Raw genomic sequence first — 25,766 nt, forward strand, 5'->3', positions numbered from 1 at the left:
ACGTCACCTCGAGGAACCGGTTCTCCTCGATCTCGGAGTACATCCGCTCCACCGCGGCCGTGATCATGGCATCGACCGTGCCCTGGCGGGAGCCGCCGTGCTCGGAGAGGTCGTGCTCGTGCAGCGGCAGGTCGGCGGTGAGGTACTTCGTGAAGATGTCGCGGGCGCTCTCGGCGTCGGGCCGCTCGATCTTGATCTTCACGTCGAGGCGGCCGGGCCGCAGGATCGCGGGGTCGATCATGTCCTCGCGGTTGCTGGCGCCGATGACAATGACGTTCTCGAGCCGCTCGACGCCGTCGATCTCCGAGAGCAGCTGGGGCACGATCGTGGTCTCGACGTCGGAGGACACCCCGGAGCCGCGCGTGCGGAAGAGGCTGTCCATCTCGTCGAAGAACACCACGACCGGGGTGCCGTGGGAGGCCTTCTCCCGGGCCCTCTGGAAGATCAGCCGGATGTGCCGCTCGGTCTCGCCGACGTACTTGTTGAGCAGCTCCGGGCCCTTGATGTTGAGGAAGTAGGACTTCCCCTCCTGGCCGGTCTTGGCCGCGACCTGCTTGGCGAGCGAGTTGGCGACGGCCTTGGCGATGAGCGTCTTGCCGCAACCGGGCGGGCCGTAGAGGAGCACGCCCTTGGGCGGCCGGAGCTGGTGCTCCTTGAACAGCTCGGGGTGCAGGTAGGGCAGCTCGACGGCGTCCTGGATCGCCTCGATCTGGCCGGCCAGGCCCCCGATGTCCTCGTAGTCGATCTCCGGCACCTCCTCGAGGACGAGCTCGGCGACCTCGGCCTTGGGGATGCGCTCGTAGACGAACCCGGAGCGGGGCTCGAGCATCAGGGCGTCGCCGACCCGGATCGGCTCGCCCACCAGCGACTCGGCGATGCGGCAGACCCTCTCCTCGTCGGCGTGGGCCACGACGAGCACGCGGTCGTCGTCGAGCAGCTCCTTGATCATGACGACCTCGCCGGTGCGCTCGAAGCCGCAGGTGGCCACGACGTTCATCGCCTCGTTGAGCCGGACCTCCCGGCCGGCCGAGAGCTCGGCGGGGTCGACGGCAGGGCTGACGGCGACATGCATCTTGCGGCCACCCGTGAGGATGTCGACGGTCGCGTCGTCGTAGGACTCGAGCACGATGCCGTAGGCCGCCGGGGGCTGGGCGAGGCGGTCCACCTCGCCCTTGAGGGTGACGATCTGCTCGCGCGCCTCCTTGAGGGTGCGGACCAGCCGCTCGTTCTGCGAGGAGATCGTCGCGAGGTTGGACTGGAGCTGGAGCACCTTGGTCTCGAGCTCGCGCGAGCGGGCAGGGGAGTCCGCGAGGCGCTGGCGCAGCGCCGCGACCTCCTCGGCGAGCAGCTCGTGCTGGCGCCGCTCGTCAGCCGTCCCGGAGTGGCCCTCGTGGCTCGTCTTGTCGCTCATGTCGGCTCCCTCATGAAAGAAGGTCCGACCGCTTTCGGCGGCCGATAACCGACCCTAACCCCGATCTACTCGGAGGTGGTGGAGGTTTGCGTCACAGATCGGCGGATACGCCGGACCTTCTTGTCCGAAGGGGTGACCTCGCCGATGTCCTCGGGTGACCAGTCCCCCGTCTGGCCGAAGTGCCCCTCGTCGGCGCTCGGCGCGCCGTCCTCGCTGTAGGCGCCCTTCGCCGGCCGACGCTTGCGCAGGGGCGGGGTGACCCCCGGGGCGAGCCGGCGGGTGGTGATGAGGAAGCCGGTGTGGCCGTGCATGCGGTGCTGGGGGCGCACCGCCAGCCCCTCGAGGTGCCAGCCGCGCACCAGGGACTCCCAGGCCTCGGGCTCGGTGAAGCCTCCGTGGTCGCGGATCGCCTCCGCGACGCGCGAGAGCTGGGTTGCGGTGGCGACGTAGCAGATCAGCACGCCTCCGGGCAGGAGGGCGCCGGCGACGACCTCGAGGCACTCCCACGGCGCGAGCATGTCGAGGACGACGCGGTCGATGGTGCCGGGCTCGACGGCTCCGGGCAGCTCCTCCACGAGGTCCCCGACGGTCACCTGCCAGGCCGGGTGGTCGACGCCGAAGAAGGCCCGGGCGTTGCCGCGGGCGATGTCGGCGAAGTCCTCGCGGCGCTCGAAGGAGTGCAGGTGGCCGTGCTCGCCGACCGCCCGCAGCAGCGACATCGACAGCGCTCCGGAGCCCACGCCTGCCTCCACGACCCGGGCCCCCGGGAAGATGTCGGCCATGGTGACGACCTGGCCGGCGTCCTTGGGGTAGACGACCGCGGCGCCGCGTGGCATCGACATGACGTAGTCGGAGAGCAGCGGGCGGAGGGCGAGGTACTCCACGCCGGCGGTGTTGCGGACCACGGACCCGTCGGGCGCGCCGATCAGGTCGTCGTGGGCGAGGCGCCCGCGGTGGGTGTGGAACTCACGGCCCGGCTCGAGGGTGATCGTGTGCAGACGGCCCTTGGGGTCGGTGAGCTGGACCCGCTCCCCCACCGAGAAGGCGCCGCGGCGCAGGTCGGCTCCCACCGGGCCGGTCTGGTCGGGCGCTGCAGTCTCTGGGCTGGTCATGGCGCGCCAGTCTAGTTCCGGGTCAGAGGCGCTCGAGCGCCCGGTTGACGTCGGCGGCCGAGACCACGCCGAGGAAGCGCCCCTGGTGGGTGACCGCGACGAGCGGGGCCCCCACGGTCTGCATCGCGGTGACCACCGGGACGATGTCGGCACCGGGGTCCGACTCGACCGACCACCCCCTCGGCTGCGGGCTCGAGACCGCGCCCACGCCCGTCTCGGCGTACCGGGCGGGCGGCACGTGCCCGACCGCCTCGGGGTCGACCAGGGCGACCGGCTGCCCCTGGCCGTCGAAGACGACGACCGCCTGACCCGGGGTCCAGCGGGCCAGGACGGCGTCGAGCCGCTCGTCCGCCCCGGCAGGCAGGGCGGGGCGGAGCACCTGGGCCAGCGGCACCTGGTTCACCGCGGCCAGGGCCTGCCCGCCGCGGATCGCGGCCGAGGCCCCCGCCCACATGAACGAGGCGATGAACAGGGCCCAGAGGAGGTCGAAGACGTCCGGGCTGCGGCCGTTCAGCAGCGGCCGGCCCAGGAACCACGCGAACACCACGGCCGTGACCGCGCGGCCGCACCACCCGGCGACCACCATCCCGCGGGGGCGGCTGCCCGTGGCGCCCCACACCGCGGACTCGACGAGCTGGCCGCCGTCGAGCGGGAGCCCGGGGAGGAGGTTGAAGGCAGCCAGCGCGGCGTTGAGGACCGCGAAGCCCTCGACGAGGGCGTTGGGTATGCCGCCCGGCGTGACCGGGAGGGCCACCCACGCCAGCAGCGCGAGGGCGGCGTTCGAGAGCGGGCCGACCGCGGCGATCACCGCCGACGAGCGGGGCGTCGACCGGCCGGCCTCGAACGCGGTGTGCCCGCCCCACAGGTCGGCGACGATCCGCAGCACCGGGAGGCCGAAGGCTCGTGCCGCCAGGGCATGCGCGGCCTCGTGCACGAGGATCGCCGCCAGGAGCATCACGGCGTAGAAGGCACCCACGCCGTAGGCCAGCACCCCGAGGTCCGGTCGCTGGGCAGCGGTGGAGGGGCCGATCAGGGCGATGAGGACGAGCGCGATCACCACCCAGCTGCCACCGATGAAGACCGGGACGCCGGCGACGCTCCCCACTCTCAGACCGGGGCGGCGCTGGCTCGGCTCCATGCAGACGACCCTATGTCAGGGCGCTCTTCTAGAGTGCGCTGCATGGTCGCCGCTCTCTCGCCCAGCCGGGCCTCGGACTTCATGCAGTGCCCCCTCCTCTACCGGTTCCGCGTCATCGACCGGCTGGAGGCCCCGCCGAGCCCGGCGGCGGCCCGCGGCACCCTCGTCCACGCGGTGCTCGAGCGGCTCTTCGACCTCCCCGCCGAGCAGCGCACCCCCGAGGCGGCGGCGGCCCTGGTGGCTCCGGAGTGGGCGGCGCTGAAGGAGGCCGAGCCGGCGCTCGCGGCGCTGGTCGACGACCTCGACGAGGCGCTGCCCTCGCACGACTCCTGGTACTCCGAGGCCACCGCGCTCATCGAGCGCTGGTTCACCCTCGAGGACCCGACCATGCTCGAGCCCGCCGAGCGGGAGCTCTACGTCGAGGCGGACGTCGACGGCCTCGTCCTGCGCGGGTACGTCGACCGCCTCGACATCGCCCCGGGCGGCGCGATGCGGGTGGTCGACTACAAGACCGGCCGCTCGCCGTCCGAGCTGTTCGAGGGCAAGGCGTTGTTCCAGATGAAGTTCTACGCGCTCGTGCTCTGGCGGCTGCGGGGCGAGGTCCCCCGCATGCTGCAGCTGGTCTACCTCGGCAACGGCGAGACCGTGCGCTACAGCCCCGACGAGGCGGACCTGCTCGCCACCGAGCGCAAGGTCAAGGCCCTGTGGGCCGCCATCCAGCGCGCCGCGGAGACCGGTGACTGGCGGCCGAGCACCTCGCGCCTGTGCGACTGGTGCGACCACCGTGCCCTCTGTCCGGCCTGGGGTGGCACTCCCCCGCCGCTGCCCGACCACGCCTCCGCCCTCGCCCTGGACCCACGCCGCTCGGGTGAGGCCGAGAAGGCCGACGACTGACGCGCCCGGCAGCCCTCCGCTCCGGGACCGACGCGGTCAGCGCCCCACGAAGATCGTGGAGAGGTCGCCGGCCGCCAGGCCCCGCAGGGAGGGCACCTGCACCGCGCCGTCGATGATCGGCACCGGCACGACGTGGGGCACTGCCAGGGTGGGAACGCCCGCGTCCACCGCGGAGCGCACCCCGGTGGGCGAGTCCTCGATGGCCACGCAGTCGACCACCTCCACGCCCAGCGCGCGTGCCGCCGCCAGGTAGGGCTCGGGGTGGGGCTTGCCGTGCTCGACCTCGTCGCCGGTGATGACGGCCGCGAAGCTCCCCGGCGGGAGGGCGTCCAGCACGGCGTCCGCCAGCGACCGCCACGACATCGTCACCAGGGCACAGGGCACCCCCGCGGCCCCGAGGTCGTCGAGCAGCTCCCGGGCACCCGGGCGCCACGGCACGTGCTCGCGCACCTGGGTGATGACGCGCTTCAGCAGGTCCTCGATGATCTCGACGGGCGTCAGCGACACCGGCGAGTGCGCGCGGATGAACTCCGCGGAGACCATCAGGTCGTTGCCGACCAGCTGGTGGGCGTACTCGTCACTCCACACACCGCCGTGGGCCTCCACGATCGCGTGCTCGGCCTTGATCCAGTAGGGCTCGGTGTCGACCAGGGTGCCGTCCATGTCCCAGAACACGGCGGCGGGCAGCGCGCCGCCGCGGGCGGGGGCGGTGGTCGTCGAGGGACGCTCAGCCGGCATTGAAGTACTTGGCCTCCGGGTGGTGGACGACGAGCGCGTCGGTGGACTGCTCCGGGTGCAGCTGGAGCTCCTCCGACAGCGAGACGCCGACCCGCTCCGGCTCGAGCAGCTCGACCAGCTTGGCGCGGTCCTCGAGGTCGGGGCAGGCGGGGTAGCCGAAGGAGTAGCGCGAGCCACGGTGCCTCTGGCGCAGGATCTCCGCCAGCTCCGGGCTGTCCTCGTCGGCGAAGCCGAGCTCGTCACGGACGCGGGCGTGCCACATCTCCGCCAGGGCCTCGGTCAGCTGCACGGAGAGCCCGTGCAGCTCGAGGTAGTCGCGGTAGGCGTCGGCCGCGAACATCTCGGCGGTGGCGCCCGCCACCTTCGAGCCCATGGTGACGAGCTGGAAGGCGACGACGTCGGGGACGCCGTCCGCGGCATACCGGTCGTGGGTCTTGAAGAAGTCGGCCAGGCACAGCCGGCGGTCGCGCCGCTGGCGCGGGAAGGTGAAGCGCACCCGCTCGGTGCCCTCGGCCTGCCCGTCGGGGCCGGTCTCGTGCCACAGCACGACGAGGTCGTTGCCCTCGCTGTAGCAGGGGAAGTAGCCGTAGACGACCGCAGCCTCGAGGAGGTCGTCCGTCTTGATCCGGTCCAGCCACATCCGCAGGCGCGGCCGCCCGTCGGTCTCGACGAGCTCGTCGTAGGAGACGCCGTCCTTGCCGCGGCCCGGCTTGAGCCCCCACTGGCCGAGGAAGGTGGCCCGCTCGTCGAGGTAGGCCGTGTAGTCAGCCAGCGCGACGCCCTTGACGACGCGGGTCCCCCAGAAGGGTGGGGAGGGAATGGTGTTGTCGGCGGTGACGTCGGAGCGGGTGGTGTCGCTGGTGGCGGCATCGTCGAGGTCCTGGGCGACCTGGCGCACCCGGCGCGGGCGCAGCTCGGGCAGCGCGTCCCTGAGCTCCAAGCCCGGGCTCGACTTGGCCAGGGCGATGGCGTCCATCAGCCGCAGGCCGTCGAAGGCGTCCCGGGCGTAGCGGACCTCGCCCTGGTAGATCTCGGCGAGGTCGTTCTCGACGTAGGCGCGCGTCAGGGCGGCACCGCCGAGCAGGACCGGCCACCTGGCCGCCATGTCGCGGGAGTTGAGCTCCTCGAGGTTCTCCTTCATGACCACCGTGGACTTCACGAGCAGGCCCGACATCCCGATCGCGTCGACGTCGTGCTCGTCGGCGGCACGGATGATCTCGGAGATGGGCTGCTTGATCCCCAGGTTGACGACCTCGTAGCCGTTGTTGGACAGGATGATGTCGACGAGGTTCTTGCCGATGTCGTGCACGTCGCCCTTGACGGTGGCGAGCAGGACCCGCGCCTTCGCCTCACGCTTGCCGCCCCCGAGCTGCTCCTCGATGAACGGCTCGAGGTAGGCCACGGCGGCCTTCATCGTCTCGGCCGACTGCAGCACGAACGGCAGCTGCATCTCCCCGCGGCCGAACAGCTCTCCCACGGTCTTCATGCCCTCGAGCAGGTGGTCGTTGATGATGTCGAGCGGCCCGGTGCCCCGGTCGAGGGCAGCCTGGAGGTCCTCCTCGAGCCCCTTGCGCTCCCCGTCGATGATGCGGCGGGCGAGGCGCTCGTCGAGCGGGAGCGCGAGCAGCTCGTCGGCCCGCGACGCGCGCATCGAGGCGGCGTCCACCCCGGAGAAGATCTCGAGGAACCGCTCGAGCGGGTCATAGTCCTCGCGCCGCCGGTCGTAGACCAGGTCGAGCGCGACGTCGCGCTGCTCGTCGGGGATCCGGTTCATCGGCAGGATCTTCGCTGCGTGCACGATGGCGGAGTCCAGCCCCGCCTTGACACACTCGTGCAGGAAGACGGAGTTCAGCACGATCCGGGCCGCCGGCGACAGGCCGAACGAGACGTTCGAGACACCGAGCGTGGTCTGCACCTCCGGGTAGCGGCGCTTGATCTCCCGGATCGCCTCGATCGTCTCGAGGCCGTCGCGCCGCGTCTCCTCCTGGCCGGTGGCGATCGGGAAGGTCAGGGCGTCGACGATGATGTCGGCGGTGCGCATGCCCCACTCACCGGTCAGGGCGTCGATGAGTCGGGACGCGATCGCGACCTTCGTGTCGCGGGTGCGGGCCTGCCCCTCCTCGTCGATCGTCAGCGCGACGACCGCGGCGCCGTGCTCCCGGACGAGCCGCATCATCCGCTGGTAGCGCGAGTCCGGGCCGTCGCCGTCCTCGAAGTTCACCGAGTTGATGACGGCCCGGCCGCCGAGCATCTCGAGCCCTGCCTCGATGACCGCGGGCTCGGTGGAGTCGAGCACCAGGGGCAGGGTGCTGGAGGTGGCGAGACGGCTCACGACGTTCTTCATGTCGTCGACCCCGTCGCGGCCCACGTAGTCGACGCAGACGTCGAGCAGGTGCGCGCCGTCCCGGGTCTGGTCGCGGGCGATCTCGACGCAGGTGTCCCAGCGGCCCTCGAGCATCGCCTCGCGGAACGCCTTGGAGCCGTTGGCGTTGGTGCGCTCACCGATCGACAGGTACGACGCGTCCTGGCGGAACGGCACCGACTGGTAGAGCGAGGCCACGGACGCCTCGGACCGCGGCCGGCGGTCCTTGACAGTGGCGCCACCGACCGCCGCGACCACCTGGCGGAGGTGCTCGGGCGTCGTGCCGCAGCAGCCACCGACGAGGGCGAGGCCGAACTCCTCGACGAACTGGGTGTGGGCCCGCGCGAGCTCCTCGGGGCCCAGCGGGTAGGCCGCACCGTCCTTCGTCAGGACCGGCAGCCCGGCGTTCGGCATGCACGTGACCGGGATGCCCGCGTGGCGGGACAGGTGGCGCAGGTGCTCACTCATCTCGGCCGGGCCGGTCGCGCAGTTCAGCCCGATCGCGTCGATCCCGAGCGGTTCGAGGGCCGTGAGCGCCGCCGCGATCTCCGAGCCGAGCAGCATCGTCCCCGTGGTCTCGACCGTGACCTGGACGAGGACGGGCAGGGAGCCGCCGGTCTCGGCGAGGGCGCGCTTGCAGCCGACCACGGCGGCCTTGGCCTGAAGGAGGTCCTGGGACGTCTCGATGAGGAACGCGTCGGCACCGCCGGCGATCAGCCCGTGGGCCTGCTCCGCGTACGCGTCCCGCAGCGCGGCATACGGGGCATGCCCCAGGGAGGGCAGCTTGGTGCCCGGCCCCATCGAGCCGAGCACGAACCGCGGCTTCTCCTCGGTGCTCCAGTGGTCGGCTGCCTCGCGGGCGATGCGCGCACCGGCCTCGGCGAGCTCGAGAATCCGGTCCGGGATGTCGTACTCGCCGAGGTTGGCGAGGTTGGCGCCGAACGTGTTGGTCTCGACGGCGTCCACGCCGACCTCGAGGTAGGCGTCGTGCACCGACCGGACGATGTCGGGCCGAGTGACGTTGAGGACCTCGTTGCACCCCTCGTAGCCCTCGAAGTCGTCCAGCGACGGGTCGGCGGCCTGGAGCATGGTGCCCATGGCGCCGTCGGCCACGAGGACGCGGGTGCCCAGGGTGCTGCGGAAGAGGTCGGAGCGGCTGCTCACTGTTGTCTGCCTTCACGGTTGACGAGGGTTCCCGGCGAGTCTACTGAGACCACCCCTTCCCGCTGGGGCCGCATTCCGTAGGCTGGGCAGGTCAGCAGGAACAACCGGGAGGCAGTGCGTGATCGAGCTCGAGGACCTGCCAGAGCTGCGCAACCCCGTGATGATCGCTGCCTTCGAGGGGTGGAACGACGCCGGTGAGGCAGCCACCGCCGCAGTCGACCACCTCATCGACATCTGGGACGCCGAGCCGATCGCGGCCCTCGACCCGGAGGACTACTACGACTTCCAGGTCAACCGGCCGCGCGTGGTGCTCGACGAGGGCCGCCGCCGGGTCAGCTGGCGCACGACCCGCGTCCTGCTCGCCACGACGCCCGGCATCGACCGCGACGTCATCCTCGTGCAGGGCATCGAGCCGTCGTTCCGCTGGCGGGCCTTCACCATCGAGCTCATGGAGTTCGCCCAGCAGGCCGGCGTGAGCACCGTCTTCACCCTCGGCGCGCTGATGGCCGACGTCGCCCACACCCGGCCCATCCCTGTCACCGCGACCTCCGACAGCGACGACGTGCTGCACCGCTACGACCTCGAGCCCAGCAAGTACGAAGGGCCAACCGGCATCGTCGGCGTGCTGGCCGACGCCGCGACCCAGGCGGGCCTGCAGTCCATCTCCTGCTGGGCTGCCGTGCCGCACTACGCCGGGCACTCCCCCTCCCCCAAGGCCACCCTCGGGCTGATCTCCAAGCTCGAGGAGCTCCTCGACTCGCCCATCCCCCACGGTGACCTGCCCGAGAGCGCCCGGGCCTGGGAGCGCGGCATCAACGAGCTGGCCGAGACCGACGACGAGGTGGCGGAGTACGTCCAGTCGCTCGAGGAGGCCCAGGACACCGCGGACCTCCCCGAGGCCACCGGTGACGCGATCGCCCGCGAGTTCGAGCGCTACCTGCGCCGGCGGGGCCAGGACGGCCCCAGCGGGCCGACCGGCCCCGGCTGACCAGACGCGGCTGATCGGCTCCGGCTGACCAGACGCGGCCGACCGACCCCCGCTGACCAGACGCGGCTCCGAGTCAGACCCGGACCCCGAGCAGGGCGTCCAGCATCCGCGCGACGATCCCCGGCGCGGCGATGTCGGTCCCGCCGCGAGTGAGGCACTCGTGGGCCCAGCGGTCCACCGCCGCAAGGGCGCCGGGGGTGTCGAGGTCGTCCGCGAGCAGCTCGCGGACCCGCGCCAGCGTCGCGTCGGCGCCGGGGCCCGCGTTGACGGACAGCGCGGAGCGCCACGTCGCCAGTCGCCTCTCGGCCCGCACCAGGCAGTCGTCGGTCCACTCCCAGTCGGTCCGGTAGTGCTGGGCCAGGAGGGCGAGCCGGATGGCCATCGGGTCGACACCATCCGCGCGCAGCTTCGAGACCAGCACCAGGTTGCCCTTGGACTTGCTCATCTTCTCGCCGTCGAGGCCGACCATCGCCTGGTGGACGTAGGTGCGGGCGAAGGGTCGCTTCCCCGTCAGGGCCACGGCCTGCGCCGCACTCATCTCGTGGTGCGGGAAGATGAGGTCGCTGCCGCCGCCCTGGATGTCGAAGGCCATGCCCAGGAACTCCAGGGCGATGCAGCTGCACTCGATGTGCCAGCCGGGCCGGCCGGCTCCGAGCCGCTCGTTCTCCCACCAGGGCTCGCCGTCACGGGCGGCGCGCCACAGCAGCGGGTCGAGGGCATCGCGCTTGCCCGGCCGCTCGGGGTCACCACCGCGGTCGGCGAAGACGGCCATCATCTGCTCGCGGGTCCAGTTCGACACCGAGCCGAACCCGGGCTCGGTCGAGAGGTCGAAGTAGATGTCGTCCCCGGCGGCCCCGGGCGTCGACACCCGGTAGGCGACGCCACGGTCCAGCATCTCGCCCACGGCCGCGGCGATGGGGCGGATGCTCTCGACGACGCCGATGTAGTGGTCGGGCGGGATGATGCCGAGGTCGGTCATGTCCTCGCGGAACAGCGCGACCTCGGCGGTGGCGAGGTGCTCCCAGTGCAGGCCGTCGCGCTCGGCCCGCTCGATCAGCGGGTCGTCGACGTCGGTGATGTTCTGGACGTACTCGACCTGGTGACCGGCGTCGCGCAACGCCCGGCCCAGGACGTCGAAGGTCACGTAGGTCGCGGCGTGGCCGAGGTGGGTCGCGTCGTAGGGCGTGATCCCGCAGACGTACATCCGGGCCGTCGGGCCCGGGGCGACGGGCCTTACCGTCCCCGTGGAGGTGTCGTACACCCGGACTGGCAGCCCGGAGCCGGGCACAGCGGGAAGGAAGGGGGCGGGCCAGGAGATCACAGGGGAAGCCTACGTGCGCCGGTCACAGGGGCGGCCACGGGATGGCCGGCCACCCCTCGCCCGGCAGTGGGTATGCCGGGAGGGCGAGCAGGCGGCGGACGCGGGCGCCCAGCGCGTCCAGCTCCGCTGCCGTCAGGTGCGTGGCCAGCTCGCTGTGGAGCGCGCTGCGCCCGGCGGTGCCGGCCAGCGCCTCGTCGAGCCGGCGGAGCCTGTCCAGCTCCACCTCGGGGAGCGGCCGGCCCGCGAAACCCCACAGCACGGTTCGCAGCTTGTCGTCGACGTGGAGGCTGACGCCATGGTCGAAGCCGCGGACACCTCCGGCCTCGCGCACGAGGTGAGAGCCCTTGCGGTCGCTGTTGTTGATCACCGCGTCGAACACGGCGACCGCGGCCACGGCCGGGGAGTCCTCGTGCACCACGACGACCGGGTCGCCGCGCTCCCCCTCCCCGCGCAGGACCGGCACCCAGCCGTCCGGCACCGCGTCCGGCGCCACCACGTCGACGACGTACTCCGGGTCGGCGTAGGGGTCGCCGACCCACCGCTGGAGGGACCCCACCCCCCGGGGGCCCTGGCGCAGCACGGTCTCCGGGACGACGTCCCAGCCGCCGGCGGCGGAGATGAGGTAGGCGGCGGTCTCGCGACCCGCGAGGGTGCCGTCCGGGAAGTCCCACAGCGGCCGTTCCCCCGAGACCGGCTTGTAGATCGCGGCCAAGGAGGTCCCACCGGCCGTCACGGTGACCAGGAAGGCGTGGTTCGACGCCTGGGCGAGGCGGCCGACGACCGCCACCTCACCCTGGCTGAGCAGGTCGAGGGCGTTCGGCTGGCTCAGCGCCGGTACCCGTTGGCACGTGGGCAGATGTGGCCGCCGGCGTCGATCGGTCCGCCGCAGAACGGGCAGGGTGGCCGACCGGCGGCGACCACGGACTGGCAGCGTCGCGCGAAGGCTCTGGCGCGCGCCGGGCTGAGGACCACCCGGATCAGTCGGGGCTCGGCGGGCACCAGCGGGTCGTCCGTGGCCTCCTCGCCGTCCTCGTCCGGGTCGCGGTCGAGGCACTCGATGACGACGACGCTGCGCTCGTCGTCCCAGCCCAGGCTCAGGGTGTTCACGCGGAACTCGTCCTCGATCGGGGTGTCGAGGGGCGCGTTGTCCTCGACCTCCGCAGCGGCGTGGTCGCCGCCCGCCCCTCCCGCATAGCTGTCGAGGATGTCGTTGATCCGGTCGGCGAGGACGCTCACCTGCTGCTTCTCCAGCGACACGGACGACAGCCGCCGCCCCTCGCTGGCCTGCAGGAAGAAGGTGCGCTGGCCGGGCGGGCCGACCGTTCCCGCCACGAAGCGGTCCGGCGGGTCGAACTCAGTCACCGACATGCGGGCACTCTAACGCCGGTCGCCGGCCGTGGCTGCCCCGCCACCGATGGCGGCGTCCCCCTCCGGCACCTCCGTCGACGGGGGCGGCACGAACCGCGCGAGGTCCGACCCGGTGTCGTTCGCCGTCACCAGGAAGGGGCGGCGTGGGGTGTAGTGGACGACCGACACCGACGCCGGGTCGGCCCGGAACCGCTGGAAGTGGTCGACGTGGCTGCCGGCCGCGTCCGCGAGGACGGCCTTGATGACGTCGCCGTGGGTGACCGCCACCCAGAGGGCGTGCGGTCCGTGCTCGGACTCGACCTCGGCGTCGATGCGACGGACGGTGTCGACCGCGCGGTGCCCCATGGCCAGGAGGCTCTCCGCGGCATGCTCCGAGTGGTCGGGGAACCTCGCGGCGCTGGGCTGGTCCTGCACGGTCCGCCACAGTGGCTCGTCCACGAGCTCCTTCAGCGCGCGCCCGGTCCAGGCGCCGTAGCCGCACTCCCACAGGCCGAGGTCGGTGGCCACCTCGCGGGGCACCGCGACGGCCGCGGCCAGCACCACGGCCGTCTCCAGGCAGCGCTCGAGGGGGCTGCTCACGACGTGGGCGACGTCGAGGCCGGCGAAGCGGGCGGCGAGGGCCTGCACCTGCTCCTGGCCGGTGGCGTCGAGGTGGATGCCGGGCAACCGGCCCGCCAGGATCCCGTCGGCGTTCGCGGAGGAGTGACCGTGGCGGACGAGCAGGCAGATGGGCACGGCCGCACTCTACGTCGTCGGTGCGTGCGAACGCGGTGTCGACGTGGTGGAGTAGCGCCTGTGATCGTCGACCAGGCCGTCTACCGCGACGGCCAACGCGTGCGCTGTGGTGACCTCAGCGACGAGCTGGACGCGCTGCGCGCGGAGACCGACACGCGCGACTTCCTCTGGATCGGGCTGAAGGACCCCACCGACGCCGAGTTCGACCTGGTCAACGACGAGCTCCAGCTCCACCCCCTCGCGGTGGAGGACGCCGTCAAGGGCAACCAGCGTCCGAAGGTGGAGCTCTACGACAACACGATCTTCGTGGTCCTGAAGACGCTGAGGTACCTCGAGGAGACCTCCGACGTCGAGACGGGCGAGGTGATGGTCTTCCTCGGCGACCGGTTCGTCGTGACGGTCCGCAAAGGTGAGGCCAACCCGCTCGCTGCGGTCCGCCACCGGCTCGAGGCGAACCCCGACCTGCTGCGGCACGGCGAGATCTCGGTGCTGCACGCGATCATGGACTCCATCGTGGACACCTACGTGGCCGTCGACCTGGAGCTGCAGAACGACCTCGAGCAGATCGAGGAGGCGGTCTTCGCAGGTCACCGCGGGGTCGACTCCCAGACGATCTACCGGCTCAAGCGCGAGGTGCTGGAGTTCCGGCGGGCGGCCGTGCCCCTGGCCGCTCCGCTGCGGATGCTGCACGACGGCTCACGCTCGCCGGTGCCGAGCAAGGAGGTCCGGCTGCTGCTGCGCGACGTCGCCGACCACCTGCTCCGGGTGATCGACCACGTGGAGACCTACGACCGGCTGCTGACAGACGTGCTCAGCGCCCACCTCGCCCAGATCTCGGTGCAGCAGAACAGCGACATGCGCAAGATCTCGGCGTGGGTCGCCATCGCGGCGGTGCCGACCATGGTGGCGGGCATCTACGGCATGAACTTCGACTACATGCCGGAGCTGACCGCCAGCATCGGCATCGGTGACAGCGAGTTCCGGTTCGGCTACTTCGTGATCCTCGCCGTCATGGCTGTCGCCTGCACCGGGCTCTACCGCGCCTTCCGCCGGTCCGGCTGGCTCTAGCAGCCGGCGCTCCCGACGGCGTGGCCCCGGGGGTCTCTGGTCAGGTCGCGGGCTCCGTCAGGTCGCGGGCTCCGTCAGGTCGCCGACACGGTCCCGGTCACGAGCAGGCCGACCATCAGGATCCCCAGGCCCACCCGGTACCAGACGAAGGGGCGCAGGGAGTTCGTCGCGACGAACCGCAGGAGCCAGGCGATCGAGGCGTAGGCCACGACGAACGCGACGACGATGCCCACGGCCATCTGCCCGGCGCCGAGCACGACGAGGTCCTCGCGCTGCTGGACGGCCTGGAACACTCCGGCCGCGGTCAGCGCGGGGATCGCCATGAAGAACGACAGCTCGGTCGCGGTCACCCGGTCGATGCCGCGCAGCAGCCCGGCGGAGATGGTCGCGCCGGAGCGGGAGACGCCCGGGATGAGCGAGAAGCACTGGACGAGGCCGATCACCAGGCCGTCGCGGACGGTGAGGTCGTGCTCCCCGCGGTGGACACCAGCACGCTCGAGCTGGTCGTGACGGTGCTCGGCGAACCACATCACGCCGCTCCACAGCAGCAGGGCCGCGGCCACCACCCACAGCGAGCGCAGCGGGCCCTCGATGACGTCCTTCAGCGCGAAACCCACGACCCCCACCGGAAGGGACCCCACGATGACGGCCCACGCGAGGGTGTAGTCGGGGTTCTTCCGACCCTCGTCGCCGGTGAGGCCGCGGACCCACGCCATGAACAGCCGGGCGATCTTCTTCGCGAAGTAGAGGAAGGTCGCGGCGATGGCACCGAGCTGGATGATCGCGGTGTACGCCGTCACGGCGGGGGCGTCGACCGGCAGGCCGAGCAGCTTCTCGGTCACGGTCAGGTGGCCCGTCGAGGAGACCGGGAGGAACTCGGTCAGCCCCTCGACGATGCCGAGGATGATCGCGTCGAGGTAGGTCAGGGTCGTCACTGCGGCTCCGCCGGGATCGAGGTCGGGTGGGGCGTCTCGTGGGACGTCTGGGGGGACGCCTCATGGGACAGGCCGGTCTCCTCCATGAGCTCGGCCATCGTGCGCACCACGTGGAGCCGGTCGTCCAGCGTGGCCGCGAAGGGGGCGACAGAGAGGGTACCCACCCCGGCGTCGGCGTAACGCCGCAGCCGCTCCCGGATTCGCTCCCGCGGGCCGATCAGGGACGTGGAGTCGATGAACTCGAAGGGCACCGCCGCCGCGGCGTCACGGTGCTGACGGGCCAGGTAGAGGTCCTGCACCCGCGCGGCGGCGTCCTCGAACCCCATCCTGCAGGCGAGCCGGTTGTAGAAGTTCTTCTCGCGCGAGCCCATCCCGCCGATGTACAGCGCTGCGTAGCCGCTCACGGCGGCCGCAGCGGCCTCGACGTCGTCGGTGATGCAGACGGGCACGGTGGGGCAGATGTCGAAGCCGTCCAGCGGGTTCTGTGGCGTCCCCCTGCCTGCGCGGCGCGCACCGGCGGCGACCGACTCCACGAGGTCGCCGGAGTGCTCCGGGCTGAAGAAGATCGCCAGCCATCCGTCCGCGATCTCGCCGGCCAGCTCGAGGTTCCTGGGCCCGACCGCGGCGAGGTAGACCGGCAGCTCCGGCCGGGGCGGGCGGATGGTCAGCTTCAGGGCCTTGCCCGGCCCGTCGGGCAGGGGCAGGGTGAAGTGCCTGCCCTGGTAGGCGACGGACTCCCGGCGCAGCGCCATCCGCACGATGTCGACGTACTCCCTGGTGCGGCCGAGCGGTGCGGCGAACGGCACGCCGTGCCAGCCCTCGCTCACCTGCGGGCCGGACACGCCGAGCCCGAGCCGGAACCGCCCCCCGGAGAGGGTGTCCAGGGTCGCCGCCGTCATCGCCGTCATCGCCGGGGTGCGCGCGGGGATCTGCATGACGGCCGCGCCCAGGTCGATCCGCTCGGTCCGGGCGCCCACCCACGACAGCACGGTGGGCGCATCGGAGCCGTAGGCCTCCGCGACCCACGCCACGGCATACCCCAGGCGGTCCGCCTCCTGGGCCACCGCCACGTTGTCCGCGTCCATGCCCATGCCGAAGTAGCCGAGGTTCACGCCGAGATCCATGGCCCGCAGGCTATCGGCGGGCCGCCACGGGCCGGCCGTGCCGTGCAGATAGCGTACGGAGACATGCGCCACAGACGAATGGGCACCTCGGGGCTCTCGGTGTCCAGCCTGGCCCTCGGCACCATGACCTGGGGCCGCAGCACCGACTTCGAGACGGCCGGCGAGCAGCTGCGCACGTTCCTCTCCTCCGGCGGGTCCCTCGTCGACACCGCGCACGGCTACTCCGACGGCGCCTCCGAGGAGTTCCTCGGCCGGCTCATCGACGAGGAGGTGGGGCGCGACGAGGTCGTCATCTGCACCAAGGCGGGGATCTCCCGCCGCTCCGGCGCCCGGGTCGTCGACACCTCGCGGTTCAGCCTGCTCAGCCAGCTCGACACCTCGCTGGAGCGGCTCGCGACCGACCACGTCGACCTGTGGCTGGTGCACACCTGGAGCGACGAGGCCCCGCTGACCGAGACGCTCTCGGCGCTGGAGTGGGCCATCAACACCGGCCGCGCCCGCTACGTGGGGGTGTCGAACTACTCCGGCTGGCAGAGCGCCCGCGCCCTCACCCTGCTGGAGCAGGCTCGGGTGCCGCTCGTCGCCAACGAGGTCGAGTACTCGCTGCTCAACCGGAACCCCGAGCAGGACCTCCTCGGTGCCGCCCAGGCGCTCGGCTTCGGCATCCTCCCGTGGTCACCGCTGGGCCGGGGCGTCCTCACCGGCAAGTACCGCCACGGCATCCCCGCCGACTCGCGCGCCGCGTCCCGCGACTTCCCGCGCTTCACCGCGCGCTACCTCGACGACCGCAGCGCCGGCATCGTCGAGGCCCTCGCCATCGCCGCGCAGGGCCTGGGGGTCAGCCCCGCCGAGGTCGCCCTGGCGTGGGTCCGCGACCGTCCCGGCGTGGTGAGCCCGATCGTCGGTGCCCGCACCACCGCGCAGCTGAAGACGGCCCTCGCCAGCGATGGCCTGGTGCTCCCCGAGGAGCTGGTCGCGGCCCTCGACGAGGTGTCCGGCTAGCGAGGTTCGGAGCCGGGCTGGTCCGCCTGGCGGAGTCCGCCTAGCGAGCGGACGCGTCCTCGTCGTCCTCGTCGTAGTCGCTGTCGTCGAGACCGGAGTACAGCCCGCCGTCACCGTCCTCGTCGGAGTGGTCGTCGATCTCCTCGTCGTCGGAGTCGTCGTAGATCTCCAGCGGGGTCATCTCACCGTAGGCGGCGAGGAGCGCCTCGTCATAGGTCTCGAAGGCGTCGGCCAGGTCCTCGTATGCCGCCAGGACGGTGGGGTCGTCCTCTCCCCTCTTCGACGCGGATGCCTCGAGGTGCCGCTCGAACGCGGACATCAAGGTGGCCAGCGCGGCACGCGGATCGGCGGTCATGCCCCGACCGTAGCGGGTTCTGGGTGAGAATGGCGGACGATGGTTGAGTACGAGTACCGCGTCCTGAAGTTCACCCGAGACGTTTCCCGGGCGGACATCCGAAGGACGCTCGCGGACCACGCGGAGTACGGCCACTGGGAGCTCCACCGCACCCGCGTCTACATCGGCGGCATCCAGCGGACCTGGCTGCGCCGCAAGATCATCCGGGCCACGAGGACCGCCTGACTCCCGCCCACACGGGCGTGGGGCCGGGGCCCGAGGGACGGGTCTCAGCAGGCCAGCAGCAGGCGGTGCAGGACCTTGGTGCCGAACTCCAGGGCGTCCACCGGCACCCGCTCGTCGATGCCGTGGAACATGGGCGCGAAGTCGAGATCGGCCGGCAGGCGCAGCGGCGCGAACCCGTAGCCGGTGATCCCCAGCCTGCTCAAGGCCTTGTTGTCGGTGCCGCCCGAGAGGCAGTACGGCAGGACGCGAGCCGCCGGGTCCTCCGCCTCGAGCGCCGCGGTCATCGCCGCGACGAGGTCGCCGCTGAACGGCGCGTCGAGGGCGATGTCGCGGTGGACGACCTCGACCTCCACGTGCTCCCCCGCCAGCTCACGGATGGTCGCCATCAGCGTGTCCTCGTGCCCGGGCAGGAAGCGGCAGTCCACCGCGGCGGTCGCCGACTGGGGGATCACGTTGTGCTTGTAGCCGGCGCTGGCCATGGTCACGTTGGCCGTGTCCTGGAGGGTGCCGCGCACGAACCCCTGCGCCCCGCCGAGGTGGGCCAGGAGGTCGTCGGCGTCGTCGTCGGACCAGGGGGTGCCGGTGATCTCGCTCAGTCCGTCGAGCAGCGAGCGGACGGAGGCGATGTACTCGCGCGGCCACGGGTGGGCGCTGATGCGGGAGACCGCCTCCGCGAGACGGACGATGGCGTTCTCCCCGTTGGGGACCGAGCCGTGACCGGCCCGGCCGTGGGCGTGCAGCCGCAGCCAGGCGATGCCCTTCTCGGCGGTCTGCAGCAGGTAGGCGCGCGTCGGCTCAGCGCCCTCGGCCGAGGGCACGGTGACGCTGTAGCCGCCGACCTCGCTGATCGCCTCGGTCACGCCGTCGAAGAGCTCGGGGTGGTGGTCGACCGCGTAGTGCGACCCGTGGACCCCGCCGGCCTCCTCGTCGGCGAAGAACGCGACGACCACGTCCCGGGAGGGGCGCGTGCCGGTGCGGGCGAGGTGGCGCACGACCGCGAGGATCATCGCGTCCATGTCCTTCATGTCGACGGCGCCGCGGCCCCAGACGCACCCGTCGCGCAGCTCGCCGCTGAACGGGTCGACCTGCCAGTCCGCCGCGTTCGCCGGCACGACGTCGAGGTGGCCGTGCAGGCACAGCGCGGGGCGGCCCCGGTCCTCCCCCTCGAGCCGCACGACCACGCTGGTGCGCCCGGGCTCGCTCTCGATGACGGTGGGCTCGAGCCCCACCTCACGCAGGAGGCCCACGACGTACTCGGCCGCCTCGCGCTCCCCCGGGCCGGTGCCATCGCCGTAGTTGGTGGAGTCGATCCGGATCAGCTCCTGGCAGATCCGGACGACCTCGTCGGACGGGCTGGTCGTGTCACGCATGCGCCCACCCTAGGCAGGCACCGGGCCGCTCGGTGCCCCAGCGGGTCTGCCGCCTGCGCCGGTTCGGAGATGCCGCCCTCTGCGTGCTATCGTTCCGGCGCGCGGCAGGCACTCCCCAAGGGGCCTGCACACCACCTGTCCGGGTGGCGGAATGGCAGACGCGCTAGCTTGAGGTGCTAGTGCCCTTTATCGGGCGTGGGGGTTCAAGTCCCCCTCCGGACACAGCGGATGTCTCCTCGACATCGGAGAACCCCCAGGGCGACCGCCCTGGGGGTTCTCGCTTCCCCCGGCTCTCCACCGCAGCGCGCGCGTCGATCCCCTCAGTCGACGTCCGTGCCGGTCGGGAGCTGTTCCAGCCACAGGCGGCCGTCCTGCGCGCCCATCGCCATGTACGAGCCGCGGCCGACAGGAATGCGCCACTGCTCCCCCTCGGTGTTCTCCAGCGCCGCCACCGCCAACCGGATCATCACGGCGTGGGAGATGACGGCGACCTTCTCGCCCGGGTGGCGGGCGGCGATGATGCCCAGGGCCTCCAGCATGCGCTTCTGCGCGTCCCGGAGCCGCTCGCCGTTGGGGCAGACCGCCTGCGACGGGGCCGTCTTGTAGAGCTTGAAGGCGACCGGGTCGTACATCTCCGCCTCCTGGGCAGTGAGACCCTCCCAGGCGCCGTAGTCCACGTTGATCAGGCCGTGCATCACGCGGATGTCGGGGATGCGGGCCTCGTCGGCAATGATCTGGGCCGTCGCGATCGTGCGACGCAGGCCTCCGGTGTAGACCGCGGTGAGACCGACGTGGGAGAGCTGGCGCGCGGCGTCCACCGCGTCCTGGTAGCCCTGGGCGTCCAGCGGCACGTCGCACCGGCCCCGGTAGCGGTTCTCCACGTTCATCGTGGTCGTGCCGTGCCGCACCACGTAGAGCATGCACGTGGTGGACGACGACTCCGCCCCCGCGGCCGGCTGCAGAGCAACATCCTGCGTCATCTGGACTCCCCTCACAGGGTCTCGTGAGCCGTCTGGCTCAGGTCGTAGCCGTAGGCCGCGAGCGGCTTGGCGATGGTGTGCTCCAGGGCGGCGATGTCCGCCGCGCTGAGGTCGCGCTTCCAGGCCACGCCCCTGCTGGCCTGGAAGGTGTGCCTGGCGAAACCGGCCTCGTACTGCGGCGTCCACTCCAGGCCGAGGAAGTCCAGGACCTCCCTGGTGCGGCCACGCGGGTCGTCCATGAAGTCCTCGAGCCGCACGTCCAGCCACTGGCCCTCCGGAACGAGCGCCCGCGCCTCCTCGATGGCATCCATGAGGATGCGCCACCCGAGGCCCGCGAGCACGACGAAGGAGCGGTCCGACTCCTCCCACTCGGCCTGGTCCGCCCGCGACAGCGGGCCGAGGTACCAGTTGTCCGGGCCGCGGTAGCCGTCCCACCAGCCCATCTGCAGCCACGAGTTGGCGACGGCCCGCCCATCGCGCACGACGTGGACGAAGCGCGCCTCGGGGTAGACGGACCGGAGCAGCCCGGAGCGGGGCCAGCCCGTGAGGTGGTGGACGAACGCCGGCTTGCCCTGGGCCTCGACACGGCTGTCGAAGAAGTCGGCGATCCGCTTCTGCAGCCAGGGCATGGCGTCCTCGGCCGTGAGGTCGCGGCACGGCTGCGGGAAGATCGAGGAGACCTGCTTCTCCAGGACGAGCCAGCCCTCGGAGGGCGCCACCCTCAGCCGCCCCCGCTCCAGGGCCCGGCGGCGGTCCCGGAACGGCCGCAGCGACGGGTCCCGCTCGTGCGACCGGGCGAACAACGCGTTGTTCCAGCGGCCCTTGAGGTCCAGCCGCGCGAACTTGTCATCGACGTTCGAGATGAAGCCGACGTCCGGGTGGCGTGCGACCAGCTCCGTGACCAGCGTGGATCCACATCTGCCGCTACCCAGTACGAAAGTCAGCATTCATGCCCCCTTAACCTCCATGCGCCAGCGCGCCCCCGCCGGCGATTCACCCAGAGTAGGCAGCCTCGAGCGGCGTGAGGACCGCTTTCCCTGGGTGGCGGACGCGGCCCCGGCCGCCACCCTCCGGAATGCCCCCATAGTCGTCGGATTGTCCTGTCCGACAAGGGAAAAACCCTCCGACGTGACTAGTACGGGGGCTAATCCGGCGACTACGCCAGATGGTGGTGGCGAGCACCCGACCGGGTGGGTAGTGCACAGGGCCGCCCGCGTCCGGGGCGGTCGCCACCGCCCCTGTCACGGCGACACGCGGGGCCGCACGACCGACCCCCGACATCGGCCGTTCGGCTGGTGATGGCGTGTTCCTGCCGGGTGCCGCGCGGTGACCGGCCTAACGTCGATGGGGAGCTCGGGACGGAAGGCCAACGAAGACCATGCACCGCACCAGACGAAGCCGCGTGGACGTGGCACACCACCACCCCAAGGTCCGCCGCGCCAGTGCCGGCTGGGCCTGGGACTGCAGCTGCGGTGGCGCGTCGTGCCGCACCGGAGTGGTGAGCTTCTCCTGGCGGGAGGCCGTCATCTCCGCACTGAACCACGCTGCCACGCTCGCCCCCTGACCACCCGCCCGACGCGGCTCCGCGCCACGGGAGGCCCTTCGGTTGCGAAGGTCTGTCGCGGCCTGTCCCGGTATGCCGTGCACGGGCCAGGTGGAAATGGCCCGGACGTGTCATGGCAGACCACTCCGGCGCGCCCTCACCATGGGGACCCTTGACCGGGGAGGGGTCTCATGGGGAACAGCGCGCGTTCAGGGGTGTCCGCAGGGGTGCCGTCGGCAGCGGCAGCCTCACGGCCGGGGCTGACGGGTTCGGCATCGGGCCACCGACGAGGGGCAGGCCGACACGGTGCGCTGTCGGGGCGTCACCGCGGATTGTCGGGGCGTCACCGTGGGCCGCGGGGCCAGCGCCGTGGACGTGCGCTCCTCACCGCTGCGCTGATGGCCACCGGCCTGCTCGGCGGGGCCGTCGTCGAGGCGCCGGTCGCCACGAGCCTGGGGAAGATCAAGTGCAAGGAGACCACGGGCACGAGGGCCGTGGACCCGATCGTCCACCACAACCACTCCGCCACCATGCCGGGGATGGCGCACATGCACCAGTTCTTCGGGAACAACTCCTTCCTCTCGCTGCCCAACCCGAACGCGGCGAACTACACCGACCTCGTGGGGAAGGGCACCAACTGCGAGAACCCGGCCGACACGGCGGGCTACTGGACTCCGACGCTGCACAACACCACGACGGGTGCCATCGTGCCCACTGCCGGGTTCACGGCCTACTACCGCAGCTGGAACGGCAGGACGACGGGCGAGGGCGTGGCGATGCCCCCGGACACGCGGCTCGTGGCCAACCGGTTCGACTGGACGTGCGGGCAGCGGGAGGCGGTCGAGAAGTCCACGTCCATCCCCGACTGCTCCATGGCCAAGGGCACGGCCGGTTCGCGCCTCACGGCGCACGTCAACTTCCCGAGCTGCTGGGACGGCGTGAAGCCGACGCACCTGTCGACCGACATGGGCGACACGCGGGACAACGCGCACTTCGCCTACCGGCTCAACAGCACGACCTGCCCGCCGGGGTTTCCGGTCAAGGTCGTCGAGCTCCGGATGACGATCCAGTTCGCCTACACGGGCAACGGGACCGACCTCGCCCTCTCCTCAGACGGCCCCATGCGCACCACTGACGGTCGGTCGATGCATGCCGACTTCTGGAACACCTGGGTGCAGTCCGGCTTCACCACCATGGTGCGCGACTGCATCAACCCGGGCCGGAACCGGACCGCGGCCAGGTGCGGGTGACACGGGGCGGCAGGGTCACGGGGAGGTCTGTGCCATGAGCATTCTGCACCGCCGACACCGCCACGACGTGGCACACCACCACCCGCGCGTCCGCCAGGGTCCCCGGCACGACTGGGGCTGGGAGTGCAGCTGCGGCGGCGCGTCAGCCCGGGCGCTCAGCCAGCCGCTGACCTGGCACCAGGCGGTGGTCTCGGCCCTCAACCACGCGACGGTCATCGCCCCCTGAGCACCGGAGATCGAGCGTGCGTCCGCCTTCGCAGGGTGACGGCTCAGGTCCAGGTGTGGACCCGCACGACCGTCCCGGAGCCCGACGAGCGCAGCTGCACCAGGTCGCACAGGTGGTTGACCATCCACAGCCCGCGGCCCGAGGCGCCCTCGGGCCCGACCTGGTGGCGACCGGTCAGGGGGTCGAGCACCTGCCCACGGTCGGCGACCTCGCACAGGAGCGCCCGCGCCTCGCACCAGATGCGCAGCACACCGTGCCCGCCGCCGTGCACGACGCTGTTGGCGGCCAGCTCGTGGACCGCCAGGGCCAGATCGGCCACCCGGTCGACCGGGACGCCACACCGCTCGGCCGACAGGACCACTGCCTCACGCACCCGCCGCAGGTCCCCCTCGCCGAACTCCACCACGACCTGCACGCTGGGTGGCTCGGGCAGCGGGGACGTGAACGCCGACCACGCGTGCCCGGGCCCGGCATACGGCTGGGTGCGCGTCGAGGCCTGCGACGTGTCGGTGACCGCCGGATGGCTGCGCTCGGCCTCGTCGATGACCGCTCCTGGGAGGCCCTCGACGTCGTAGGGGCAGCGCAGCCACAGGGGCGTGTCCTCGGTGAGCGCGAGGTTGAGGAGGCGCTCGTGCAGCTGGCACTCCGCGATCTCGGCAGGTGACCTCCCGGCCCAGATGGGCTCACCGATCCCCCGCGACGCCCGGCCGCCCGCGTCGCGCACGAAGCTCGCCCAGGCGGGGATGATGCGGGCGGGGTTGGCTCCGAGCTCCTCCATGTCGACGAAGCGCACCGCGTCAGCGTCGGTTCCGAGGGCCTCCTGCAGCAGGCCGACCCGCTCTCTGGTGCTGGCCACCATCACGGGCTCCTCCGCCGCGATCCCCTCGCGGATGAAGGGCACGCACCCCGCCAGGAAGTCGTCGACACCCCGCCACAGCATCGCCTCGTGGCGGTAGCTCGCGACGCGTGCCTGAGCGCTCATGGTGTGGCCGTCCAGAGGGGTGCTTCTCGTGGAGGTGCGGTACAGCGATCAGGAGTTTACGCCCCGACCGGGGGCATGAAACCAGATTCTCCCGTTTTCTCTGCCTCTGCACGCGTCTTGTCACCCCGTCGCGTCGGATCACCGCCGATCCCGTGGCGCCCGCGCGAGATCTCGACCATGCTTCGTGTGTCAACGGTGACGAGGAGGCGTGATGAAGGTCGGGATCCCCCGCGAAGTCAAGAACCACGAGTACCGGGTGGCGATCACCCCGGCCGGCGTGCACGAGCTGGTGGTGAACGGCCACGAGGTGGTCATCGAGCGGGAGGCCGGCCTCGGCTCCTCGATCCTGGACGAGGACTACGTCGCCGCCGGCGCGACGATCCTGGACACCGCCGACGCCGTCTGGGAGGCCGGCGACCTCATCCTCAAGGTGAAGGAGCCCATCGCCGAGGAGTACCACCGGATGCGGGAGGGGCAGACGCTCTTCACCTACCTCCACCTCGCCGCCGACAAGCCGCTCACCGAGGAGCTGGCCAAGCGGAAGGTGACCGGGATCGCCTACGAGACCGTCGAGCTGCCGGACCGGTCGCTGCCCCTGCTGGCCCCGATGTCCGAGGTGGCCGGGCGACTGGCCCCGCAGGTCGGCGCCCAGGCGCTGATGCGCGCCCAGGGCGGCCGGGGCATCCTCATGGGCGGGGTCTCCGGGGTGTACGCCGCCAAGGTCGTCGTCATCGGCGCGGGTGTCTCGGGCATGAACGCCGCTGCCATCGCCCTTGGGATGCAGGCCGAGGTGCTGCTGCTCGACCGCGACATCACCAAGCTGCGGCACGCCGACTTCGTCTACCAGGGCCACTGCCAGACCGTGGCCTCCAACGCCTACGAGGTCGAGCGCGCGATCGCGGACGCCGACATGGTGATCGGGGCTGTGCTGGTGCCCGGCGCCAAGGCACCCAAGCTCATCACCAACGAGCAGGTCTCCCGGATGCGGCCCGGCTCGGTGCTCGTGGACATCGCGATCGACCAGGGCGGCTGCTTCGAGGACTCCCGCCCCACCACGCACGCGGACCCCACCTACATGGTCCACAACTCGGTCTTCTACTGCGTGGCCAACATGCCGGGCGCCGTGCCGCACACGTCCACCTACGCCCTGACCAACGTCACCCTCCCGTATGCCGTGGCGCTGGCGAACAAGGGCTGGCGCCAGGCCCTGCGCGACGACCACCCGCTGGCGCTGGGCCTGAACACGCACGACGGCCACGTCACCTACGGCCCGGTCGCCGACGCCCACGGGATGGCGTCGGTGGCCCTGGAGGACGTCCTCGCGTGACGGTCCGCCGGTGCTGCTGAGCGAGCTGGTCGCCGCCTCGGCGCAGGTGGCGGCGACCCGCTCGCGCACGGCCAAGGTCGACGCCCTCGCCGCGGCGCTCGGGGCCGCCGGACCCGACGAGGTCGCGACGGCCACCGCCTACCTCTCC

The 25,766-nt window shown here is 71.8% G+C and carries 25 protein-coding genes and 1 tRNA gene; 10 read left to right on the forward strand and 16 right to left on the reverse strand.

What is annotated here, in order from left to right:
• The 3 genes from arc to VIB11_RS08080 all read right to left on the reverse strand — a co-directional run.
• Window positions 1–1,411 (reverse strand): proteasome ATPase (arc, locus tag VIB11_RS08070; RefSeq protein WP_332030102.1); only part of this gene is annotated, 1,411 nt, incomplete at its 3' end.
• 65 nt (window positions 1,412–1,476) lie between these two features.
• Window positions 1,477–2,523 carry a tRNA (adenine-N1)-methyltransferase gene (locus tag VIB11_RS08075; protein WP_332030104.1) on the reverse strand — a complete coding sequence of 349 codons (1,047 nt, stop codon included), beginning with the start codon at window positions 2,521–2,523 and terminating at the stop codon, window positions 1,477–1,479.
• 22 nt (window positions 2,524–2,545) lie between these two features.
• A complete protein-coding gene (locus tag VIB11_RS08080) occupies window positions 2,546–3,661 on the reverse strand; it encodes a site-2 protease family protein (protein ID WP_332030106.1) in 1,116 nt (371 codons plus the stop codon).
• Between the two features lie 42 nt (window positions 3,662–3,703).
• Between VIB11_RS08080 and VIB11_RS08085 the strand changes: the two genes are divergently transcribed.
• The gene (locus tag VIB11_RS08085; RefSeq protein ID WP_332030108.1) at window positions 3,704–4,555 is read left to right on the forward strand and encodes a RecB family exonuclease; all 852 of its coding nucleotides are present in this window, start codon (window positions 3,704–3,706) and stop codon (window positions 4,553–4,555) included.
• Window positions 4,556–4,591: 36 nt separating this feature from the next.
• Here the strand turns inward: VIB11_RS08085 and VIB11_RS08090 are convergent, their stop codons facing one another.
• On the reverse strand, window positions 4,592–5,293 hold the full coding sequence (locus tag VIB11_RS08090) for an HAD family hydrolase (RefSeq protein ID WP_332030110.1): 702 nt from the start codon (window positions 5,291–5,293) through the stop codon (window positions 4,592–4,594).
• Window positions 5,283–8,819 carry a methionine synthase gene (metH, locus tag VIB11_RS08095; protein ID WP_332030111.1) on the reverse strand — a complete coding sequence of 1,179 codons (3,537 nt, stop codon included), beginning with the start codon at window positions 8,817–8,819 and terminating at the stop codon, window positions 5,283–5,285. The genes VIB11_RS08090 and metH overlap by 11 nt, the downstream gene beginning before the upstream one ends.
• Window positions 8,820–8,937: 118 nt before the next feature.
• Here metH and VIB11_RS08100 point away from each other — a divergent pair, with 118 nt between their 5' ends.
• A complete protein-coding gene (locus tag VIB11_RS08100) occupies window positions 8,938–9,807 on the forward strand; it encodes a PAC2 family protein (protein WP_332030113.1) in 870 nt (289 codons plus the stop codon).
• Window positions 9,808–9,880: 73 nt separating this feature from the next.
• Here VIB11_RS08100 and mshC read toward each other — a convergent pair whose 3' ends face one another.
• Genes mshC through VIB11_RS08120 form a run of 4 tightly spaced genes read right to left on the reverse strand, consistent with a single transcriptional unit; the run spans window position 9,881 to window position 13,231 of the window.
• A complete protein-coding gene (gene mshC, locus VIB11_RS08105) occupies window positions 9,881–11,128 on the reverse strand; it encodes a cysteine--1-D-myo-inosityl 2-amino-2-deoxy-alpha-D-glucopyranoside ligase (RefSeq protein WP_332030115.1) in 1,248 nt (415 codons plus the stop codon).
• A gap of 22 nt (window positions 11,129–11,150) precedes the next feature.
• The gene (locus tag VIB11_RS08110) at window positions 11,151–12,017 is read right to left on the reverse strand and encodes an SCO1664 family protein (RefSeq protein ID WP_414695783.1); all 867 of its coding nucleotides are present in this window, start codon (window positions 12,015–12,017) and stop codon (window positions 11,151–11,153) included.
• Window positions 11,954–12,496: a DUF3090 domain-containing protein gene (locus tag VIB11_RS08115; protein WP_332030117.1), complete on the reverse strand. Its 543-nt coding sequence runs from the start codon at window positions 12,494–12,496 to the stop codon at window positions 11,954–11,956. Before VIB11_RS08115 ends, VIB11_RS08110 begins: the two co-directional genes overlap by 64 nt.
• 9 nt (window positions 12,497–12,505) lie before the next feature.
• Entirely contained in the window at window positions 12,506–13,231 is a 726-nt protein-coding gene (locus VIB11_RS08120) for an MSMEG_4193 family putative phosphomutase (RefSeq protein ID WP_332030119.1), read from the reverse strand.
• A gap of 60 nt (window positions 13,232–13,291) precedes the next feature.
• On the opposite strand from VIB11_RS08120, the gene corA reads away from it, so the two are divergent.
• Window positions 13,292–14,299: a magnesium/cobalt transporter CorA gene (gene corA, locus VIB11_RS08125; RefSeq protein WP_332030121.1), complete on the forward strand. Its 1,008-nt coding sequence runs from the start codon at window positions 13,292–13,294 to the stop codon at window positions 14,297–14,299.
• Window positions 14,300–14,373: 74 nt separating this feature from the next.
• On the opposite strand, the gene VIB11_RS08130 is transcribed toward corA, so the two are convergent.
• Window positions 14,374–15,234, reverse strand: coding sequence for an undecaprenyl-diphosphate phosphatase (locus VIB11_RS08130; RefSeq protein WP_332030123.1), 861 nt, complete (start codon window positions 15,232–15,234; stop codon window positions 14,374–14,376).
• Window positions 15,231–16,358, reverse strand: coding sequence for an LLM class F420-dependent oxidoreductase (locus VIB11_RS08135; protein WP_332030125.1), 1,128 nt, complete (start codon window positions 16,356–16,358; stop codon window positions 15,231–15,233). The genes VIB11_RS08130 and VIB11_RS08135 overlap by 4 nt, the downstream gene beginning before the upstream one ends.
• Before the next feature lie 63 nt (window positions 16,359–16,421).
• Here VIB11_RS08135 and VIB11_RS08140 point away from each other — a divergent pair, with 63 nt between their 5' ends.
• The gene (locus VIB11_RS08140) at window positions 16,422–17,360 is read left to right on the forward strand and encodes an aldo/keto reductase (protein ID WP_332030127.1); all 939 of its coding nucleotides are present in this window, start codon (window positions 16,422–16,424) and stop codon (window positions 17,358–17,360) included.
• A 40-nt stretch (window positions 17,361–17,400) separates the two neighbouring features.
• Here the strand turns inward: VIB11_RS08140 and VIB11_RS08145 are convergent, their stop codons facing one another.
• Window positions 17,401–17,715 carry a primosomal protein gene (locus VIB11_RS08145; protein WP_332030129.1) on the reverse strand — a complete coding sequence of 105 codons (315 nt, stop codon included), beginning with the start codon at window positions 17,713–17,715 and terminating at the stop codon, window positions 17,401–17,403.
• Between the two features lie 39 nt (window positions 17,716–17,754).
• Here VIB11_RS08145 and VIB11_RS08150 point away from each other — a divergent pair, with 39 nt between their 5' ends.
• Entirely contained in the window at window positions 17,755–17,940 is a 186-nt protein-coding gene (locus tag VIB11_RS08150; protein ID WP_332030131.1) for a DUF5703 family protein, read from the forward strand.
• Window positions 17,941–17,984: 44 nt separating this feature from the next.
• Here the strand turns inward: VIB11_RS08150 and VIB11_RS08155 are convergent, their stop codons facing one another.
• On the reverse strand, window positions 17,985–19,310 hold the full coding sequence (locus tag VIB11_RS08155; protein ID WP_332030132.1) for a M20/M25/M40 family metallo-hydrolase: 1,326 nt from the start codon (window positions 19,308–19,310) through the stop codon (window positions 17,985–17,987).
• A 137-nt stretch (window positions 19,311–19,447) separates the two neighbouring features.
• Between VIB11_RS08155 and VIB11_RS08160 the strand changes: the two genes are divergently transcribed.
• A tRNA-Leu gene (locus VIB11_RS08160) sits at window positions 19,448–19,532 on the forward strand.
• Window positions 19,533–19,630: 98 nt separating this feature from the next.
• Here the strand turns inward: VIB11_RS08160 and VIB11_RS08165 are convergent.
• Both VIB11_RS08165 and VIB11_RS08170 read right to left on the reverse strand, forming a co-directional pair.
• Window positions 19,631–20,290, reverse strand: coding sequence for a histidine phosphatase family protein (locus VIB11_RS08165; protein ID WP_332030134.1), 660 nt, complete (start codon window positions 20,288–20,290; stop codon window positions 19,631–19,633).
• A gap of 11 nt (window positions 20,291–20,301) precedes the next feature.
• Window positions 20,302–21,237, reverse strand: coding sequence for a sulfotransferase (locus tag VIB11_RS08170; protein ID WP_332030136.1), 936 nt, complete (start codon window positions 21,235–21,237; stop codon window positions 20,302–20,304).
• 455 nt (window positions 21,238–21,692) lie between these two features.
• On the opposite strand from VIB11_RS08170, the gene VIB11_RS08175 reads away from it, so the two are divergent.
• The 3 genes from VIB11_RS08175 (at window position 21,693) to VIB11_RS08185 (ending at window position 23,309) form a co-directional block, all read left to right on the forward strand.
• Complete coding sequence (locus tag VIB11_RS08175) at window positions 21,693–21,854, forward strand: hypothetical protein (RefSeq protein ID WP_332030137.1); 162 nt, start codon at window positions 21,693–21,695, stop codon at window positions 21,852–21,854.
• Window positions 21,855–22,231: 377 nt separating this feature from the next.
• Complete coding sequence (locus VIB11_RS08180; protein ID WP_332030139.1) at window positions 22,232–23,083, forward strand: DUF1996 domain-containing protein; 852 nt, start codon at window positions 22,232–22,234, stop codon at window positions 23,081–23,083.
• Between the two features lie 34 nt (window positions 23,084–23,117).
• Window positions 23,118–23,309, forward strand: coding sequence for a hypothetical protein (locus VIB11_RS08185; protein WP_332030141.1), 192 nt, complete (start codon window positions 23,118–23,120; stop codon window positions 23,307–23,309).
• 43 nt (window positions 23,310–23,352) lie between these two features.
• Here the strand turns inward: VIB11_RS08185 and VIB11_RS08190 are convergent, their stop codons facing one another.
• Complete coding sequence (locus VIB11_RS08190) at window positions 23,353–24,291, reverse strand: sensor histidine kinase (protein WP_332030143.1); 939 nt, start codon at window positions 24,289–24,291, stop codon at window positions 23,353–23,355.
• Between the two features lie 211 nt (window positions 24,292–24,502).
• On the opposite strand from VIB11_RS08190, the gene ald reads away from it, so the two are divergent.
• Complete coding sequence (gene ald, locus VIB11_RS08195) at window positions 24,503–25,618, forward strand: alanine dehydrogenase (RefSeq protein WP_332030144.1); 1,116 nt, start codon at window positions 24,503–24,505, stop codon at window positions 25,616–25,618.
• Window positions 25,619–25,766 lie beyond the last annotated feature (148 nt).

This window comes from Pedococcus sp. (genome assembly GCF_036554925.1).
In the GTDB taxonomy this organism is placed as follows: domain Bacteria; phylum Actinomycetota; class Actinomycetes; order Actinomycetales; family Dermatophilaceae; genus Pedococcus_A.

Excerpts from the sequence above, each read along its gene's own strand:
- VIB11_RS08165 (WP_332030134.1), bottom strand. The coding sequence starts at position 20,290 with ATGACGCAGGATGTTGCTCTGCAGCCGGCCGCGGGGGCGGAGTCGTCG.
- VIB11_RS08080 (WP_332030106.1), bottom strand. The coding sequence starts at position 3,661 with ATGGAGCCGAGCCAGCGCCGCCCCGGTCTGAGAGTGGGGAGCGTCGCC.
- VIB11_RS08145 (WP_332030129.1), bottom strand. The coding sequence starts at position 17,715 with ATGACCGCCGATCCGCGTGCCGCGCTGGCCACCTTGATGTCCGCGTTC.
- VIB11_RS08140 (WP_332030127.1), top strand. The coding sequence starts at position 16,422 with ATGCGCCACAGACGAATGGGCACCTCGGGGCTCTCGGTGTCCAGCCTG.
- VIB11_RS08150 (WP_332030131.1), top strand. The coding sequence starts at position 17,755 with ATGGTTGAGTACGAGTACCGCGTCCTGAAGTTCACCCGAGACGTTTCC.
- VIB11_RS08075 (WP_332030104.1), bottom strand. The coding sequence starts at position 2,523 with ATGACCAGCCCAGAGACTGCAGCGCCCGACCAGACCGGCCCGGTGGGA.
- VIB11_RS08180 (WP_332030139.1), top strand. The coding sequence starts at position 22,232 with ATGGCCACCGGCCTGCTCGGCGGGGCCGTCGTCGAGGCGCCGGTCGCC.
- VIB11_RS08185 (WP_332030141.1), top strand. The coding sequence starts at position 23,118 with ATGAGCATTCTGCACCGCCGACACCGCCACGACGTGGCACACCACCAC.
- VIB11_RS08085 (WP_332030108.1), top strand. The coding sequence starts at position 3,704 with ATGGTCGCCGCTCTCTCGCCCAGCCGGGCCTCGGACTTCATGCAGTGC.
- VIB11_RS08155 (WP_332030132.1), bottom strand. The coding sequence starts at position 19,310 with ATGCGTGACACGACCAGCCCGTCCGACGAGGTCGTCCGGATCTGCCAG.
- VIB11_RS08115 (WP_332030117.1), bottom strand. The coding sequence starts at position 12,496 with ATGTCGGTGACTGAGTTCGACCCGCCGGACCGCTTCGTGGCGGGAACG.
- ald (WP_332030144.1), top strand. The coding sequence starts at position 24,503 with ATGAAGGTCGGGATCCCCCGCGAAGTCAAGAACCACGAGTACCGGGTG.
- VIB11_RS08170 (WP_332030136.1), bottom strand. The coding sequence starts at position 21,237 with ATGCTGACTTTCGTACTGGGTAGCGGCAGATGTGGATCCACGCTGGTC.
- VIB11_RS08190 (WP_332030143.1), bottom strand. The coding sequence starts at position 24,291 with ATGAGCGCTCAGGCACGCGTCGCGAGCTACCGCCACGAGGCGATGCTG.
- VIB11_RS08090 (WP_332030110.1), bottom strand. The coding sequence starts at position 5,293 with ATGCCGGCTGAGCGTCCCTCGACGACCACCGCCCCCGCCCGCGGCGGC.
- VIB11_RS08135 (WP_332030125.1), bottom strand. The coding sequence starts at position 16,358 with ATGGATCTCGGCGTGAACCTCGGCTACTTCGGCATGGGCATGGACGCG.